This window comes from Lactobacillus rizhaonensis, from assembly GCF_036246345.1.
In the GTDB taxonomy this organism is placed as follows: domain Bacteria; phylum Bacillota; class Bacilli; order Lactobacillales; family Lactobacillaceae; genus Lactobacillus; species Lactobacillus rizhaonensis.
Genome location: NZ_BTTV01000001.1, coordinates 529,073 through 546,713, shown reverse-complemented (window position 1 = coordinate 546,713; position 17,641 = coordinate 529,073). Strand labels below are relative to the sequence as shown.

Genomic DNA, 17,641 nt, shown 5'->3' with positions numbered 1-17,641 from the left:
CTAATAAAGCTAGTTTGAAGGAATCACTAGCATCTGTCTTGTTCCATCACAAAGATAATATTCTCATTTTTGCTTCCAGCGGATTAAGCTCACAAAATTTAATTTTATTTTGGCTTAAATAATAAGCTAACTGAGCAGAATAAACCCCTGTGGTTTCGAAAATAACTAAAGCTGGTTCAGTCAGATAAGCAGCTAATTGCTTAAAACCGCTGCGATTATGACTAAAATCAAAATCTTACTTTTCAAAATCAGTAGTAATTAAAGTAGCATGACTTTTACCACGACTAACGTCAATACCAATAACATTCACTGGAACATCTTCTAAAATTATTGAAGCAGAATAGTACCTTTATTCATTTTCTTAATACGATCTTTAAGATCCTCATCCTAACCTAACTAGCAAAGGGCATTATTCCTACGGGCCCGTTTGCAAATCGAATTCAAAGATTCAATCCTGTTGGCGATCTCAACTTCAACTTTAAGTATAAAAAAAAGCAGATAAAAGTATCGTCATACTTCTATCTGCTTCCTACTTTAGGATGTTTGACAAAGAGCCATTTTTAAAAGCGCGTTCACTGTACTAAAATGTAATTCAGGTTTGCCACGGCCAAGTTTAGGTTAATCCTTAAGAAATGAAGTTTGGTGACGAAATTCTTTAAGGATTTTTAATTTAGTTAGAATATATTGACTTTAAAAGATTAAAAGTCAATAATTTTGTTAGAAATATTAAGAAAGGAGAGAGTCATGAAATATTTTCAGGTAGTATGGGGTTACATAACTTTATTATCCATTGATAAATTTATATCAATAATTATTGAATTTGTATTTAGAATTCAATCTATTGTTACTTTTCTGATCCTGGTTCTTCTTTCTCTAATTCTTTTTCAAATTCATCCGTTAAAGGAATCAAGTTGTCCTTTTGATTTTCAAATTGAATTGAGGACCCTGGGTTTTCGTTTGAAAGCTTAAGTTTATCTTCTAAATTTTTTTTCTCATTATTGATTTTGTGAAGATTTTTTGGATGACCAATTTTTTTCTCTTTTGATTCGATAGAAAATTTATTTTTTAACTCTTTCTTTTCCTTTTCTTTATCTTCATTATTAATTGCTGAATTTTCAATGTCTTTTAGAATCACATGTTTTAATCCCTCTGAGTTTTTATCAGTTAAATTGGCGAGCTTTGAAACTGTATCAGCGTTTTTGTTAGAACTGTCGGCTTTTATGTTATCTATTTTTGCCTTTTTTTCTTCTACATCAAGGTTTCTCATTTGTCTTTCGGTTTTCGAAAAATATCTGAATATACCTATAAAACTTATTGTAAAATTACCTTGTTTGTAGTTAACTTTACCAAAAAGAATGGCAAGAACAATAGGGAGTAACCAATACAAGTTTTGTTCTACATAAATAATAATTTGACCAGGTGATTGAACATACTGTTTTTGAAAAACGTTATCTAAATTTTCGTCTAGAATGTCTTTCATTGTTAGTTGATAATCTAGCCAAGAAGTAGAACTTATTTCCTGATTTGTGTTTACACCAATTCGAGCATATATTTTTCCCTTATATCTATATAGAGGATTAATAAAGGGATTTAATTCATTTCCATAATTAGTAATATTAAAAATGCTCTGGTGTGCATTTTCTATCCATGAAAGTTTATCTGGAAACTTACTTTTTGGTAGTTCTTTTATCCATAAAATTCTTCGCTTCAATTTAAAAGGAGATATTGCATAAGTTGATTCATTATTTTCATCTAAATCTTCCACATGGTCTATTTCGTTTTCAAAGCAGTTAGTTATTACTGTACCGATTAAAAACTTTTCTGCAGACTTATATGGAATAACCACAAAATCTCCAATATTTATATCTTCAACGAAATGATATACTATTCTAGATCTATATGAGCTTCTTTTTAGTTCAGCAGCTTTTTCTTTTTTTTTAGTTTTATCTGACATCTTTTCATTTTGACTACGTTCTTTAAATTGTTTTAAAGCATTTTCTTGAAATAATTGTTTATATTGTTCTTTTAAAGCATCTTTTGAGCTACGTAATGTTTGTGGGATTTCTAGTAGAGTACTTAATGAAATTGAATTAGCATCAACTGATATATAGTTATTTTGTAAAAAATCATCGTAATATTCAGCTCTACTGTTAGCTCTTACAAACCAATACTGCGTGTTTGAGGGTATATCAAGTATTTCAAATTTATTTTCGTTATCCATTTTGCCTCCTAAATTCATAATTTATACTACATCTCAGTACAAGGATTATTTTTGTAGATTTATTGTTTTTATTTGTTCCAACCTCGTCTTGAATGATAAGATCGTCGCACAATAGTTTCTTTTATCAGCCTAATTCCTTTGGAACATCAGTGGTTATCTTTGGTATTGTATTCGATGAGTTTCTCATCCTTTCAGCTTTTAAGAATTTGCATCATTTCGTAAATTAATTCTGAATATTCGACTTTAACATAGGAACTATTTATTTTACTTTTAACAATTAAAAATTTTACTTCAAAGCTACAATCATTAGTTAAATTAATGATGAAGCCAAGATGATCAATGTATTCTTTTATCATGTTTCAAGTGATGTCATTGATAAATTCAACAGTTGGTTCGGCAATAGCGCACATACAACAGCACTAATGAATAAATTTCGTCACCTCATAAATTGATTTGGTTCTAATAATGTTTTACTAATGTAAAGCTTGTCTCCAGCTTTATTAAAAGAATTATGTAAATCGTAAACTGGGTGGTTTTTGAAATCTGTAAATTTTTTCATTTGGCAAGTATTTTTTAAAATTTCCACTGCCATATATAGTAACCTAAAAATAGTATCTTTAGGTTAACTAAATTTATATTTAGCCATGCAATTTCTACAAGTGAAAATTACGATGATAAATATCTGTCCCACGAAATGCACACGTTGTCATTAATGGTAAATAGTGCCTTTTAGATGGAAATTTCTTTTTAATAATTTCTAAAATTTTTTAGGATTAGCAATTAAAACTTTATTTCAGCATGGATTTGGATAGCTAGAAATTACGCATATTATTTGAGCAGTGCATTTGTAAAATCAAATTTTTAAAAACAATTTCCATAATTTGTATCATACCGTACATGATTTATGCTATCACAAATGCCAATTTGGTTACCACAAGTACTGCATTGCTTTTTGATCAAAAATAATCCTTTGATTAATGACAAAATTTATAGTTTGTCATAGCTTTTCAAGCTAATTTCTGATTTCTTATGGCAGTTGTCTACAAAATAAAAACTTTTACTATTGTCAAGATCATATTTTCTTATACTTTATCTACTTAATTTTATCAATATCGTATTTTAGGTTAGCTGCTTTTAAATATAATCTATAATTATTTGTAATTTTAGCATTATAATTGCTCTCATTTTCATCCAGGTAAAGATTTTTCAATCAATTTCAATTTATTTAAGATATAAATTCTTTGGTATGGATCTCGTATTAATAACAAAAGATAAAGTAAAGCACCATAAAGTCCTTTTTTCTAAAGTTAATTTATCGTTTGTGCAACCTGAAAAAAATATCATTTCCTAAATATATTTCTAAAGCAGATGTGGAAGGAAGGTTATCAACATGTGATTGAAACGTGTATACAGACTTTGAATGAACCGAAATATTTCTAAATTGACTTAAAATTTTTAAAGAGAATAGAAGCATAGCTTTTTTAATATCCATATTTTCATTACTATTCGATTTAGTATAAAATGGAAAAATTAATTCATTTACTATAGAACTTTATATTTCCTCTTGTTGGATTTTGTAATATTAAACAGAGTTTTAAACATCATATTTTGTGCCATTATTAACGTTGGGATTGTTATCTACACCAAAGTGTTTAGCCACTTGATTACCTATAGTAATTGCTAAATGTTTTTAACTTTTAATACATTAGATAAAAATTTCCTGAATCTGAGAGTCGACAAATATAAGGAATATATCTTCTATTGAAGTTTCATCTTGATAACTTTTAGGATTATCATTTTTAATTTAAATTTCTTGATTTTAAAATTATTTTCTATACGAAAAAACTCTCAGATCATAAACAGGAAGGTGATTTTTCGTGTACTTTCAAATGGAAATACTTCTCAGTTTGAAATAAATCATATCATTTATTATCCTAGCTATCAAATTTTTATAAGATCAAGATAATCATCTGGAATTGAGCGACCACAATAAGATAATAATCCGTTGTTTTCTACTGCATGGTAATATATAGAGACATGTGAGGGATACTAGTTATCGCCTAAAGTAATCGGTAGATGTGTGGAGGACTTCCACTACAGCACATAGTTTATCAGAAGCAGGCTTTAGTGTTTTCCATTTATAAATGCTAATTTCGCCTATCTACAATTTTTAGTTATTTTTCTTAAACTAAACCAAAATTTTTAATTTTTTTGGCATCTATCAGCTTTTTCAGTCTACACTTAAAAAATTCGAAAATTGCAATTTTAAGTTGAACACCCTACTTGATCTGATAGATGCAATCTAATCTTCTTTCATACAATTCATCGGGTATGTGGTAGGCTAACATCTTGCGGGGCAGATTATTGCGCCATTCCTCAATGCCGTAGATTTGCACTAGGTCATAGTCCTTGATGTACTTGCCTTTGGGAATGGAGCGCCGGATTAACCGGTTGTGCCGCTCAATCCCGCCCTTCTCACAAGAAGTATAGGGGTGCGCATAATAAACCAGCGTCTGCGCAGCTTCTTCTAACTGGGCTAAATCCGCAAACTCAGAACCATTATCCGTGGTAATGGTCTTAAAGACTTCGTTCCAATGCTCCTGATATTGGCTGCGTAAGGTTTTAAAGGCCGCCATCACGCTGGCAGCCGTCTTATCTTTAATCGGGATAATCATGAATTTGCGGGTCATGCGTTTATACAGAGTTAAGAGGGCCTGGTCATCTTTGGTTTTATGTCCTAAAACCAGATCGCACTCCCAGTGGCCAAATTCGCGGCGCTGGTTAATAGCAGCAGGCCGTTCACTAATACTGCGGCCCAGCTGGCGTTTATGCTGGCGTACCCGTTTGGCTTTCGTCTTGCGGCTCAAGCATTCGGGTAGATCCGTCGTTTTAACCCGTAATAAACCACGTTCTACATAATGATAAAGCGTCTTGGTGCAGACTGTTTCATTCCGGGTAAAGGCGCCGCTGGCTAAGGCTCGACCGGCACAGTTATCAAGCGACCAGCCCTGTTTGAAGAAGTGCTGTCCAACGTACTTAATGAAACGGATTTTGGCTAGAAAAGCTTGCTTACGGCCGCAGTTTAAGCTCGTACTTGACCGTGGTGGGCGAACAGTTGAGGGCACGGGCAATTTGACGCAGGGACTGGCCTTGGCTGCGTAAAGCTTGGATAATTACGCAGTCTTACAAAGCAAGATGTTGGCCCTTTTGGTGACTAGATATGGTAGAATTAAGCGAGTTCATTGGAGACTTCTTTCTAGAATTAGGTTGGTAATTACATTCTATCAGAGAAGTCCAATGGACTTTTTTCATTTTCTAATCAGCGCAAGTGTTCAACTTTATTTTACAATTTACCACTTGAAAAAATTTCAAAAAAATATATGTTTTTCTTTAAGCTATTATAAAAAGCATATATTTAACACATTAGGCAAGAAAAAAATTAGTCTATAAAATCAATTATTTAAGCAAATGAATATTGATATAGCAGTAATTATTACTGAATTAGAAAGAATGACTTTACTTTTGGAAACATTGAGTAAGTTATTTCAAAAATAAATCGTTCTATGAAAATAATGTGACTATTTTATCCAGTTGTATCTGTAATTGCTACTTTCAACGATCAAGTACCAGCGACCAGGACCAGATATCGTTATTAAAACTGGATTTCTTTGAAAATAACCACCAAAGTATTTAAAGGGTTGACCGCTTTGATACAATGTGTAGTTAGTTTGATCAACCAAAAATACATTTGAAGCATTATCTAATTGTACTTTGGCCGTTAAATTACCTCCGGGATTGTCAAAATAGGGTACATGCATTTTAATCACCTCCTTAATTTACATAATTTAATTATATCAAGAAAAAGATGACCAAATCCAAGAATTAAAAGTATTTAATTTAGAAATCAGCAAGTAAGAACATTAATGAATAAGAGTTAGTCTTAATTCGTTAATAAAGATGTGACTAATATTTTATGATATTCGAGTTCAAGAAAGCACTTAAAAACAAAGTTGATTTAGTAGGATGATGATTTGTGACTTATCATAAGAGCCACAATAGTCATAAACGAATCAGAACTTTATAATTTAATTATGAGTAATAAATTATCAGCAGTAAAAAAGTTCAAACGCTTGATAAGCGAAGTACTGTATGTTATTTGTATGCGGGCATACATAAGTCTGTCAAACAAATAGAAAAAGGTCATAGCTGACATAGATAGTATTATTCAATTTGCTATAAAATAAGAATATGATAAACACTGAAATTATTGAGCAAAAAGTTAATTAAATAAAGCTAAAGTGAACTTATTATGACTGCATTTTAGCAAACAAACACTTGTAACTATTGCTATGATTACCAAGGATTATGACATGAAGTGGTACAGCAATGAATAAAAAATAGTACGAACTAGGTTCGCAAAACAGACAATGAAACATTAAGTTTCTGTATTCAAAATATTAAAGGCTAGGTTAGATACAATAAGAAATACATATGGTTAAGCTGGCAGATCGTATAGAAAAAGGATTTGCCAAACCTAAACGGGTACAAGAAGTTCGCTTAGTTTTATATGAACTGCTAAACAAATCGATAAATTTTATTCATTGAAAATGAAGAGTAGTTTAATCGGATGAAAAGTAAATACTTAATAAAAACAAAATATGAAAATAGCTGATATGCCAATCGCATTATCAGTTTGCTATTAAAAAACAATTGCTCTAAGAACAGAAAATGTCATTGAGCTATACATTGATATACCCCAAAACCTAGGACAAATTTGGAGATTATTTTTGTAGCTTAATTATCAAACCGATATATCATTAAAACATGATACCTTTGGCAGATATATTAGGTCGATACTAATGAATGTTTTGACTAAAAATTTTTGTTGTGAAAAATAATGTAGATTTTGTTAACATTACCGCTAAAACAACACCATTATGCGCTATAATTGTAAACATTTAAAAAGTCTGACTATCGATAAGACAATCAGACTAGAGTTTGAAAAATTTGTTGTTTAAGTAAATATGAAAATTTATATTTTTGTTTGAGAAATAAAGATAAATTATAATGTCAGATCTAGATAAAGTATGCAAATGATTTAATATAAATGATGATAATAAAATCTAACCTGGAGTGTTTGGATTGTCATGACCATAGGAATTCTTTAGATTAATGCGGCCATTTCTTTTTTGACTAATCAGTTCGGTTTTTTCTTTTTTAGCCAAATCTTTAGCGTATGCTAAAGCATCAGCTTTACGCTCAAAGACTTTAGATATTTCGTCGCTGCCAGCAATTTTGACAGCCCATTTATCACCGTGAGTAGTAACCCAAACATTTTTAGTGACTTCTTCTTTACCCATAATTTATTCACCTCTTTTCAAAATAATTATACAGCGAATTAAGGGTAGATGTGAAAGAATACACATTTTAGTTTATATCATTTATTAAATATTATTTTGCTAGTCTAAAAATTAACACATAAAAAAGCTGATAAAGTGAAATCATTAATTACATGACTGAGCTATCAGCTTTTTTATAACTTTTTTAAAATACCTAAATATTAAATCAACTTAAATTTAAAGCACCTATTTTATCACCATGACTGACATTGGTGTCAGATACTCTATCTATGCTTTTAAGTTTTTCCATATTTGTAATAACTATTATTATTTCAGTAGACTTTCCGGCTTTAATTATTTGATCAATATCCATCGTTCCAATTTCATCGCCGGCAGATATGTGTTCTCCCTCATGCACTAAAATATTGAAAGGTGCGCCTTTCAACTCAACCGTATCAATTCCTAAATGTAAAAGAACTTGAATTCCGTCATCTGTGCTAAATGTAATTGCATGCTTAGTGGGAAAAACAGAAAGTACGGTTCCGCTGATAGGGGAAAAAAGTTTATTTTCAGTAGGTTTAATGGCAAAACCATCACCCATTACTTTTGTTGAAAATACTTCATCCGGAACAGAAGAGAGTGGAATTAACTCACCCGTCACAGGAGCTTGAACATTAATTTTTTTTGTAAATAATTTTTTAAATAAACTTACCATTTTTAAACCTTTATTGATACATTGTTTGCCATACATCAGCCATTCTTGTCATGGCTTCTTCGATAACGGCATGTGAAGTTCCTAAATTTAATCTCAAAAAGTTGTCTGCATTAGTAACATAGTCATCACCAATACCAACTACAACCCCGGCTTTTTCTGCCATTACTTGCGCAATTGTATGCATATCTATTCCACTTGCGGAAATGTCAACCCAAGGTAAGTATGAAGATTCCATATCCATCATTTTCCAACCGGGAAAAGAACTAGCAATCGCTTCTTGAGTAATTCTAAGATTTTCCTTGATATAAGCGGTACATTGCTTTAACCATTCATCACACTCTTCATAAGCAGTAACCATGGCTACTTGACCTGGTACATTTGGCGATGTTACTGAATTTCGCACATATTGTTGGCGAAATTGCTCACGGATTTTAGGATTGGGAATTATGGAATATGACAGTTTTAAACCGCCCAAATTAAATGCTTTATTAGGTGATGTAAACATTACCAAATTATTAAGATACTGCTTGTCTAATTGTAAAGAGCTGGTAAATGGGCCTTTCATTATTTGTTCAGAGTGAACTTCGTCTGAAACTAATAAAACATTATATTTCTGGCAAAGTTGTGCCATATGAGTAATTTCATCTTTACTCCAGACTCTACCTGAAGGGTTATGAGGATTACAGAAAAAAGTTAGTTTTGGGTGTTTTTCTTTCATTTCATACTCAATTTTTTCCCAATCAAGGTAATATCTGTTATTAATGTTTTTTAAAGGAACACAAATTACCTTTCTATCATTGTGTTCTGCAGCATAAGCAAAAGGACCATAGACTGGGGTGTTTAATAAAATGGAGTCAGTCGGTTTGAGTAAAGCCTGCACAATAATATGCATATTTGGTACAGTGCCGTAGCCTAAGCTTATCCAATCATGTTCTACATGATTATTATGCTTTTTAAGTTGCCAATTAATTACACTTTGGTACCAGCGTTCTGTTGAGTAGGTATAGCCATAGGCCCCATTATTTGCGACTTTGGCTAAAGATTTTCTAATTTCAGGTGCTGCCTTAAAATCCATGTCTGCAATCCAAAGTGGAATAAAATCATCCCTAACTTTGGGAAACTTGCTATGAACAATTTTATTATCCCATTTTCGTGCATTATCAATAGTTCTGTCTGCTAATGAATCAAAATCATATTTTTCCATTTTTGTCCTCATTAAGCCGTTATACCGTTACTCATCAATTTTTCTACGCCGTCTTTAACACTTTGTACTTGTGCCCCATAAACTACTTGGACAGATTTTTCTGCCTTCATAACTGCAAGCGCACCAGACTGTTTAAGCTTGTCTTCATCTATTTTAGACGGATCATTTACTTCTAGTCTGAGTCGGGTAACGCAATTGTCAAGAGAAACAATATTGCTTTGACCACCAAGAGCTTCTAAGATGACTTTTGGATCATAAATACCGTTATTCTGTGTCATTACTACGTCACCTTCGCCTTCACGGCCTGGTGTCTTGACATTGTATTTTAAAATGTACCAGCGGAAGAAGAAGAAATATATTGCAAACCAGATTAGTCCAACTGGAATTAAAACCCACCATTTAGAGTTAGGTTGAAGCCAACCGAATAAGATCCAGTCTAATACACCACCATCAGTGTTACCCATACATGCGCCGGCAATCATCATTACTGAAAGTGATAAGCCTTGCAGAATAGTGTGAAATACATAAAGCATTGGAGCTATAAATAGAAACAGGTACTCAGTTGGCTCAGAAATTCCGGAAACAAATGCTATTAGGGTAGCAGAAAGAAGTAGCCCCTTAATTCTATTGCGATTTTCTGGTTTGGCTGTGACATAGATTGCCAGACAAATAGCTGGTAAACCAAACATGAATGTTGGCATGAATCCTTGTGAAAGAAAGGCTGTTGCTTTGTGAGAAATTGGTACACCAGCATTTAGTTGTGCATAAAAGATGTTTAAAGCACCTGTTACAACTTTGCCTTTAACAATTGCTGTACCGCCGGCATCCGTAAATCTAATCATTGCAAGTAAAATGTGGTGTAAACCCATTAGTTTTAAAATGGATAGGGCGATACCGTATAGAAATGGACCAAAGACACCCGCATTTTGAATTAAGTGTCCCAAAGCGACAATTCCACTTTGAAAAGTCGGCCAAATAAAAGGAATGATTAAACCTACGAAAGACTCAACAATTACGGAAATAATTGGTACAAATCTAATTCCGCCGAAGAACGAGAAAGCGTCAGGTAATTTGATTTCCTGATATTTTTCGAGTAAGTAATAAGTGATCAATCCAACTAAAATTCCACCTAGGACTCCCATTTCTAGACTTTGGATTCCTAAAACGTTTGCTTGGCCCATTGCCTGCATTTTGTTAGCTGGAGCAAGTTTATGCTGCTGACCCAGCATAAAATTAATTCCCATGTTCATGGAAATATATCCAGCTAGAGCTGCTATGGCACCGACACCTTTATTTCTTTTGGCTAAGCCAAAAGGCAAAGCCATAGCAAACATTACAGGAAGATAGGTGAAGCCAAAACTGCCCACAGTATTTATAAAATTAAAAATGACATTAACAATATGATTTTGTAAAAAGGAAAATCTTGCCATCATTGGCGGAGCCGTAAAGGCACTACCAATTCCCACGAGAATTCCCATTGCAGATAATGTAGCAATTGGGAACATAAACGATTTTCCTAAGTCTTGCAAGAAAGCATAAACTCTAGTTTTCATGCTTTCCTTTTTGATAGGTTGTTCCATATGATTTCCTTTCTCAATATTTAATAAAAAAATACCCAACAACTGCACACAAAAATGTGCTAGTTATTGGGTATTGCCTATTTAAAGTAACAAGCCCGTATTTAATTAAGAAGTAACATGAATAATATGAATTAGTAAATATAAGCGATCCGAATCAGAAAAGTTGTAATTAAGCTTGTCTTGTAAATAATAAACAACTTCATTTAAACAACTTGCTGCTTTACGATTATGCTGGCAAAGCATTTTTAGTAGATCCGAATCATTCTGGTTTTCATTTTCAGTTTCATTCTTTTTACTATTAGTTCTGAGAATCAAATAGTGTAGATGGTTCATCAAACGACTAACAGCAATACTATTTTCAGAAAATTTCCGACCAAACTTTGCTTCAATTATATTATTTACTCCATTTGAGATTTCCATAAAATTGGAAAAATTTTTAATGGAGCTATCTGATTGTTGAATTTTGTATTCAACAAGATGAATTGCAATAAATCCAGCTTCATCATCAGATAAGGAGACACCTGAAACTTGCTCGATTAGACTGACAGCTTGTTTACCAACCTTGTATTCTTGTGAAAAAAAGCGTTTAATATCGAACAACATGGGATTAGAAAGCTCCAACCCCATATCGTAGCGCTTTACTGCGAAGAAGATGTGGTCTGTTAAAGGAATTAAAAGGTGTTCATCAAAATTAGCATCAATTTCTTCCCTAGCAAGCTGAATTATTTTTTCAGTTAGTTCAAAATATTTTCGTGGTACTTCTTCAGAAAGCTTTTTGAAAGAAGCTAACCACTTATCGTCATCAGATATGGCAGAAAAGACTTTATCTTGAGATTTTAATTTGTAATTTTCTCCTGCATGAGCTTTAAAGCCAATACCGCGACCCCATATTATCTTCTGTTTACCTCCATCTTCCACGAGTATCACATTATTATTCAATACTTGTGAAATTAGCAAAGTAATCTCCTAAATTTAAAATAGCAGATTCGTCAATCCTATATTTTTTCGTAAACGTTTACAAGATGAATTCTAGAAAATAATTATTGGTTTGTCAAGCTTAATTATAAATTTTAGATATGCACTTATATTTGTGAATTTATAGTTATTTAATATATAATAGTTGCTTATTTTAGTTCTATTTGATCTCCGCAAGTAATAAAGCTATTAAGTTGCTACTTATTGCCGCTTAAAAATCATTAATTTATTACCGAATATATTTATTAGTCTAATGGCCAGTTCCAAATTTTGATAACGAGTAATCCAATTATTAAAAATAGCAAAAGAGATATTCCTAATAAAATTTTTCTGGTTTTAGGCATATTTCTCTTATCAAAACTGAAAACAAAGCAAAAAGTTGCCAGAACAATTAGCAGTCCAGTAATTAATAATAATTTAAATCCGTGTTCCATCATTTCACCAGCCTTAGTAACTTGTTAATTATTAAACCATAATTAACTTGTTTTTATGTAGTTAATATATTAATATAAAATAGAATATGGAGGCTTTTATGAAGACAATTAAGGTAATGGTAGTTTTTGGTACCAGACCAGAGGCTATAAAGATGGCGCCTTTGGTACAGAAACTTAAACAAGACGAGAGATTTGAAGAAGTCACGGTTGTAACAGCACAGCACCGGGAAATGTTGGATCAGGTACTCAACATATTTAAAATTAAGCCAGAATATGACTTTAACATTATGAAGAAAAACCAATCTTTGGAAGGCATAACAGCCAAAGTATTGATTGATATGACTAAGGTATTGAAAGAGGTCAAACCAGATATTGTTTTAGTTCACGGTGATACAACTACTACTTTTGCTGCTAGTTTGGCCAGTTTTTACCTTCAGTGTCCTTTGGGCCATGTTGAGGCTGGTTTAAGAACTTGGAATAAGTATTCACCGTTTCCAGAAGAAATGAACCGGCAAATGACCGACGATTTGACTGATCTTTATTTTGCCCCAACTAAAGTAAGTAAGCAAAATCTATTAAAGGAGAACCATCATTCAGAAAATATCTTTATTACTGGCAATACTGCAATTGATGCTTTAGCTGAAACTGTACAGGATGATTATCATCATGAAGTATTGGATTTAATCAAACCTGGTAATAAAATAATTTTGGTAACCATGCACAGACGGGAAAACCAGGGTGAGCCAATGAGACGAGTTTTCAAAGTTATGAAACAAGTCGTTGACAGTCACGATAATGTCGAAATTATTTATCCGGTACACCTTTCTCCGAGAGTACAAAAAGTGGCCCACGAAATTTTAGGCAATGACCCGAGAATTCATTTGATTGCACCTTTAGACGTTGTCGATTTTCACAATTTAGCTAAATTGAGCTACTTTATTATGACAGATTCCGGTGGGGTCCAAGAAGAAGCACCTGCATTAAACAAGCCAGTTCTGGTTTTGCGGGATACTACGGAACGGCCCGAGGGTGTCGAGGCAGGAACACTTAAATTAGTAGGAACGCAAGTCGACCAGGTCAAAAAGGCAATGCTGGAATTACTTGAAAATAAAGAAGTTTATGAGCAAATGGCCAAAGCAAGAAATCCTTATGGTGATGGTCATGCTTCTGAAAGAATAATGGACGATATTGCCTATTACTTTTCGCAAAATAAAGGTGCAAGACCAGTAGATTTTAAATAAGCTAATTAAAAAAGCCAAGAAATAATTTTCTTGGCTTTATTTATTATTTTTTTCTTTACGTGCTTTGATTTTTTCTTTAGCCCGCGTAATCATAGTTGTTTCTTGTGCTTGAAAAACTGATCTGGTAGTGAGGTAATTGAAAACACCAACTAAAATTTGGTCAACGATTTTTACTAAGAGGGCGTCTAAATGAAGCCACGATAGTCCAACAAGCATTATTAAGCTGTCAGGGATAAGGCTAATGATTCTGTAAGTAAAAAAGACAATTAATTTTTGCCAGGTTGAATGTTCTTCATCAACATTATTAATGAATACCGCTTTTTGGTTAAATACAAAAGAAGCAAGGTTAGAAATAATAAACGCAATTGTATTAGAGACTAAAACAACACTATGCCACCACTTATGTAAAACCATGAATACAACAGTATTGATAAGAGCAGCAATAAAGCCAAAAACCATATAAACAAATAGGTTGCGGTGTCTTTTAACTAGGTTTTGTGCTAAATGATGAATTTTGGGGTCAGACATTGAGTCAAATTTTTGCGAATCCAATTTTTTGTTCTTAACCATTTAGTTGATCAGCCATTTCCTTAGCTGCATTATCAATTGCGGTGATAGCATCATCGTCTGGCGCATTTTCGATTGTTACAGGCTTAGTAAGTTCTTTAGCACCCACCTGCTTGAATATTTTTTCAAAATCAAAAACATTTTCGCAAAAATGACCGGTATATACTTTATCGCCACTTCCCATCACCGCAAAATATTTTCCAGATAAATCTAATTCTTTCAATTGGTCGTAAAAATCAGCAATTTCATCGGTCATGGTGCCTTCACCATAAGTATAGGTGACAAAAATACACAAATCAGCCGACAAATAGTCACTCGCATCGGTAAATTCGGCTTCGCTGGTTTCAACCTCAAAACCGTAATCTTGGAGATCTTCTTCCAGTATATCTGCCATATCAGCATCATTACCCGTCATACTTGCATAGACAATTCTAGCCTTCATTTTGCTCATACCTTTCACACAAAACTGATTCACCAAAACATTATACCTAATTTTGTGCATTTAATGAAATTCTTTAGTAAAGTTTTAAAAAACGCTATAATGTAATCAAATATCATTTTACAGAGGGGAATTTAAATTTGATTACGATTAAATCTGTTAGAGAACTTAAAGGCATGCAAGCCTCAGGTCGCTTATTAGCGTCTATGTTTGAAGGCTTGCGTGACGTGATTAAACCTGGAATTACTACCTGGGTAATTGAAGAATTTTGCCAGGACTTTGTCAACAGCCGTGGCGGTCGCTTGTCAGAGCAGGGATTTGAAGGCTATAAATACGGTACGTGTATTTCTGTTAACGATCAGATTGCCCATGCTACTCCACGCAAAGATACCGTTTTAAAAGAGGGTGACCTGGTCAAGGTTGATGTTACCTGCAATTTAAACGGCTTTGAAACAGATTCTTGCACGACTTATCCAGTAGGAAAAATTTCTCAAGCAGATCAAGATTTGATGGAAACTACCAAAAAGGCTATGTATTTAGGGATCGATCAGGCTGTCTTAGGAAACAGGATTGGAGATATCGGAGCCGCTATTCAACATTTTGTAGAGGATGAGCATCATTATGGTGATGTTAAAGAATTAGTAGGCCATGGTATTCAACCAAGTATTCACGAAGATCCCGAAGTACCACATTGGGGAAAAGCCGGTCATGGTTTGCGTTTGCGCGAAGGGATGACTATTACCTGTGAACCGATGGTTGAAGCTGGTGGAGATTGGCGGATTATTGAAAAAAGCGTTCCTGATCCAAAGGATGATTGGGTATTTTATGCTACTCCTGATGGTTCAAAATCGGCACAGTTTGAACATACATTTGCCATTACTAAAGATGGTCCTAAAATTTTGACTTTGCAAAAGCCATATGATGGTTACGAAAAATATTTGCCACATTTTGACGAAATGGATGATTAAAGTGCATGAGTAAAAAAGCTGAGGCAATCAGGAAACGCTCTTTTTTATTTTATAAAACGGTCTCCGTAAAATTTTCTCAGGGAGAAGTTTTGACCAGTGCGATTGCGATTGCATACTACATTTTGTTTTCCATATTTCCTTTTATAATCATTATCGGAAATATTTTGCCTTTATTTCATATTGACACTGATCCCATAGCCAGTTACTTGAAGTTAATTTTCCCAGATAAAATTGCTAAATTTATCATGCCGATAATTAACTCATTATTGAAAAGTAAGTCAACAGGTTATATTTCATTTGGTATTATCTTGGCGTTATGGTCGGTGTCTTCTTTGGTAAACGCAATTAGAATCGGAATGAACCGGATATATGGTGTACGCGCTGTTGAATTAAAACAAAAATGGCAAATTACCGTCTGGACACGCTCAATTACTATTATGTTAACTAACATAATGATTATAGTTTTTGCGCTACTCAATTTGACGCTTATTTTTGGCCAGCAAGTTTTAGAATTTTTACGACCAATTTTCTCTTTTTCTGTTGGTGAAATTGAAAAAATCTTTAGTTACCGTTATCCCGTCATAATTATTACCATGATCGGCTCTTTGTATTATCTGAATTCTTTTTTACCCAATATTAGATTGAAGAAAAAGGTTATTTGGCCAGGCGTTTTTACTACCTTATTTGGTTGGATTGTATTGTCTTGGCTTTTTGGCTTTTATTTGCATCATTTTCGTATTAGCTGGGAAAACTACGGCATTATTGGTACTTTTATCATTTTCATGTTGTGGCTGAATATTTCATCAATTCTCTTTTTACTGGGGACTTGTGTGAATGCTGCGATTGCGACTCTAAAATACGGAGAAGTACACTACTCAGTTGGGCGTTTGGCAGAATATGTTCAAAAAAAACGCAACCGGTAAAATTGGCACAATGAATTATATTTTGGTATATTAGTTTTATGTTTTTATAGAAAGTGTAAAAGGTATGAAAGTTAGAAAAGCAATTATTCCTGCAGCAGGTCTTGGTACTAGGTTTATGCCGGTAACTAAAGCAATGCCTAAGGAAATGTTGCCTATCGTAGACAAACCTACAATTCAATTCATTGTGGAAGAAGCCAAAAACTCCGGTATTGAGGACATCTTAATTGTCACGGGTAAAAATAAGCGGCCTATTGAAGACCATTTTGACTCAAATCCTGAACTTGAACAGAATTTGGAGGAAAAAGGTAAAACGGGTCTGCTCAAAATGTCGCAAGAAATTACACACTTGGGTATTAACATTTACTATACACGTCAACCTTATCCTGCTGGGTTAGGTGATGCAATTGCTCGTGGCCGCAGTTTTGTGGGTAATGAACCATTTGTGGTAATGCTCGGCGATGACCTGATGATGGATAAAGTACCCTTAACTAAGCAACTGATTGATCGCTATAATGAAACTAGTGCTTCCACAATTGCTGTTATGCCAGTGCCTCATAAAGATGTTTATAAGTATGGCATAATAGAGCCTGATACTGAGATTAAGCCTGGCTTAATTAACGTTAAATCTTTTGTGGAAAAGCCGGCAATTGATCAGGCACCAAGCGATTATGCAATCATTGGCCGCTATCTGTTAACTCCAGAAATTTTTCCTATATTGGCGGAGCAAAAGCCTGATAAGAGTGGTGAAATACAGTTAACAGATGCTATTAACACAATGAATAAAACTCAGCGAGTTCTTGCCCATGTCTTTAATGGCGATCGCTACGATGTTGGTAATAAGTTAAATTACCTTGAAACTTCGATTATTTACGGTCTAAAACATCCCGAAACTAAAGATGCTCTGCGCAAATATATTATTAACTTGGGCAAAAAATTAGAAGCTCAATCACAAAAATAACAATTTAATAATTTTTTAAATTATAAAAACCATTAACTAATGGTTTTTTTTATATAAAATTTTTCTTAATGTCAGCC

Annotated in this window: 13 protein-coding genes and 1 pseudogene; 4 read left to right on the top strand and 10 right to left on the bottom strand. The window is 33.3% G+C overall.

All coding sequences use genetic code 11. The features are described 5' to 3' along the window. Positions 1-844: 844 nt before the first annotated feature. From AAA915_RS02595 to AAA915_RS02560, 8 genes and pseudogenes are all read right to left on the bottom strand, one after another. On the bottom strand, positions 845-2,221 hold the full coding sequence (locus tag AAA915_RS02595; protein WP_338199612.1) for a hypothetical protein: 1,377 nt from the start codon (positions 2,219-2,221) through the stop codon (positions 845-847). Between the two features lie 2,279 nt (positions 2,222-4,500). Then, positions 4,501-5,464 (bottom strand): annotated as a pseudogene (locus tag AAA915_RS02590) (IS30 family transposase). A 335-nt stretch (positions 5,465-5,799) separates the two neighbouring features. Beyond that, a complete protein-coding gene (locus tag AAA915_RS02585) occupies positions 5,800-6,039 on the bottom strand; it encodes a DUF1883 domain-containing protein (RefSeq protein WP_338199610.1) in 240 nt (79 codons plus the stop codon). Positions 6,040-7,344: 1,305 nt separating this feature from the next. Next, on the bottom strand, positions 7,345-7,581 hold the full coding sequence (locus tag AAA915_RS02580) for a DUF2188 domain-containing protein (protein WP_294603556.1): 237 nt from the start codon (positions 7,579-7,581) through the stop codon (positions 7,345-7,347). 205 nt (positions 7,582-7,786) lie between these two features. Beyond that, complete coding sequence (locus AAA915_RS02575; RefSeq protein ID WP_338199607.1) at positions 7,787-8,311, bottom strand: PTS sugar transporter subunit IIA; 525 nt, start codon at positions 8,309-8,311, stop codon at positions 7,787-7,789. Then, positions 8,286-9,479: a MalY/PatB family protein gene (locus AAA915_RS02570; protein WP_338199605.1), complete on the bottom strand. Its 1,194-nt coding sequence runs from the start codon at positions 9,477-9,479 to the stop codon at positions 8,286-8,288. Before AAA915_RS02570 ends, AAA915_RS02575 begins: the two co-directional genes overlap by 26 nt. 11 nt (positions 9,480-9,490) lie before the next feature. Next, positions 9,491-11,059 carry a PTS transporter subunit EIIC gene (locus AAA915_RS02565; RefSeq protein ID WP_338199603.1) on the bottom strand — a complete coding sequence of 523 codons (1,569 nt, stop codon included), beginning with the start codon at positions 11,057-11,059 and terminating at the stop codon, positions 9,491-9,493. Positions 11,060-11,164: 105 nt separating this feature from the next. After that, the gene (locus AAA915_RS02560) at positions 11,165-12,016 is read right to left on the bottom strand and encodes a PRD domain-containing protein (protein WP_338199601.1); all 852 of its coding nucleotides are present in this window, start codon (positions 12,014-12,016) and stop codon (positions 11,165-11,167) included. 550 nt (positions 12,017-12,566) lie between these two features. On the opposite strand from AAA915_RS02560, the gene wecB reads away from it, so the two are divergent. Then, positions 12,567-13,709 carry a non-hydrolyzing UDP-N-acetylglucosamine 2-epimerase gene (gene wecB / locus AAA915_RS02555; RefSeq protein ID WP_338199599.1) on the top strand — a complete coding sequence of 381 codons (1,143 nt, stop codon included), beginning with the start codon at positions 12,567-12,569 and terminating at the stop codon, positions 13,707-13,709. A 36-nt stretch (positions 13,710-13,745) separates the two neighbouring features. Here wecB and AAA915_RS02550 read toward each other — a convergent pair whose 3' ends face one another. Then, positions 13,746-14,279 (bottom strand): GtrA family protein, encoded by a 534-nt coding sequence (locus AAA915_RS02550; protein WP_420915099.1) that lies wholly within the window; start codon positions 14,277-14,279, stop codon positions 13,746-13,748. After that, on the bottom strand, positions 14,272-14,718 hold the full coding sequence (locus AAA915_RS02545; RefSeq protein WP_338199827.1) for a flavodoxin: 447 nt from the start codon (positions 14,716-14,718) through the stop codon (positions 14,272-14,274). Before AAA915_RS02545 ends, AAA915_RS02550 begins: the two co-directional genes overlap by 8 nt. A gap of 137 nt (positions 14,719-14,855) precedes the next feature. Here AAA915_RS02545 and map point away from each other — a divergent pair, with 137 nt between their 5' ends. The 3 genes from map to galU all read left to right on the top strand — a co-directional run bounded on the left by map (position 14,856) and on the right by galU (position 17,564). After that, a complete protein-coding gene (map, locus tag AAA915_RS02540; protein ID WP_294757686.1) occupies positions 14,856-15,683 on the top strand; it encodes a type I methionyl aminopeptidase in 828 nt (275 codons plus the stop codon). A gap of 5 nt (positions 15,684-15,688) precedes the next feature. Then, on the top strand, positions 15,689-16,606 hold the full coding sequence (locus AAA915_RS02535; RefSeq protein ID WP_338199596.1) for a YihY/virulence factor BrkB family protein: 918 nt from the start codon (positions 15,689-15,691) through the stop codon (positions 16,604-16,606). 64 nt (positions 16,607-16,670) lie between these two features. Then, complete coding sequence (galU, locus tag AAA915_RS02530) at positions 16,671-17,564, top strand: UTP--glucose-1-phosphate uridylyltransferase GalU (RefSeq protein WP_338199594.1); 894 nt, start codon at positions 16,671-16,673, stop codon at positions 17,562-17,564. The last annotated feature ends 77 nt before the right edge of the window (positions 17,565-17,641 follow it).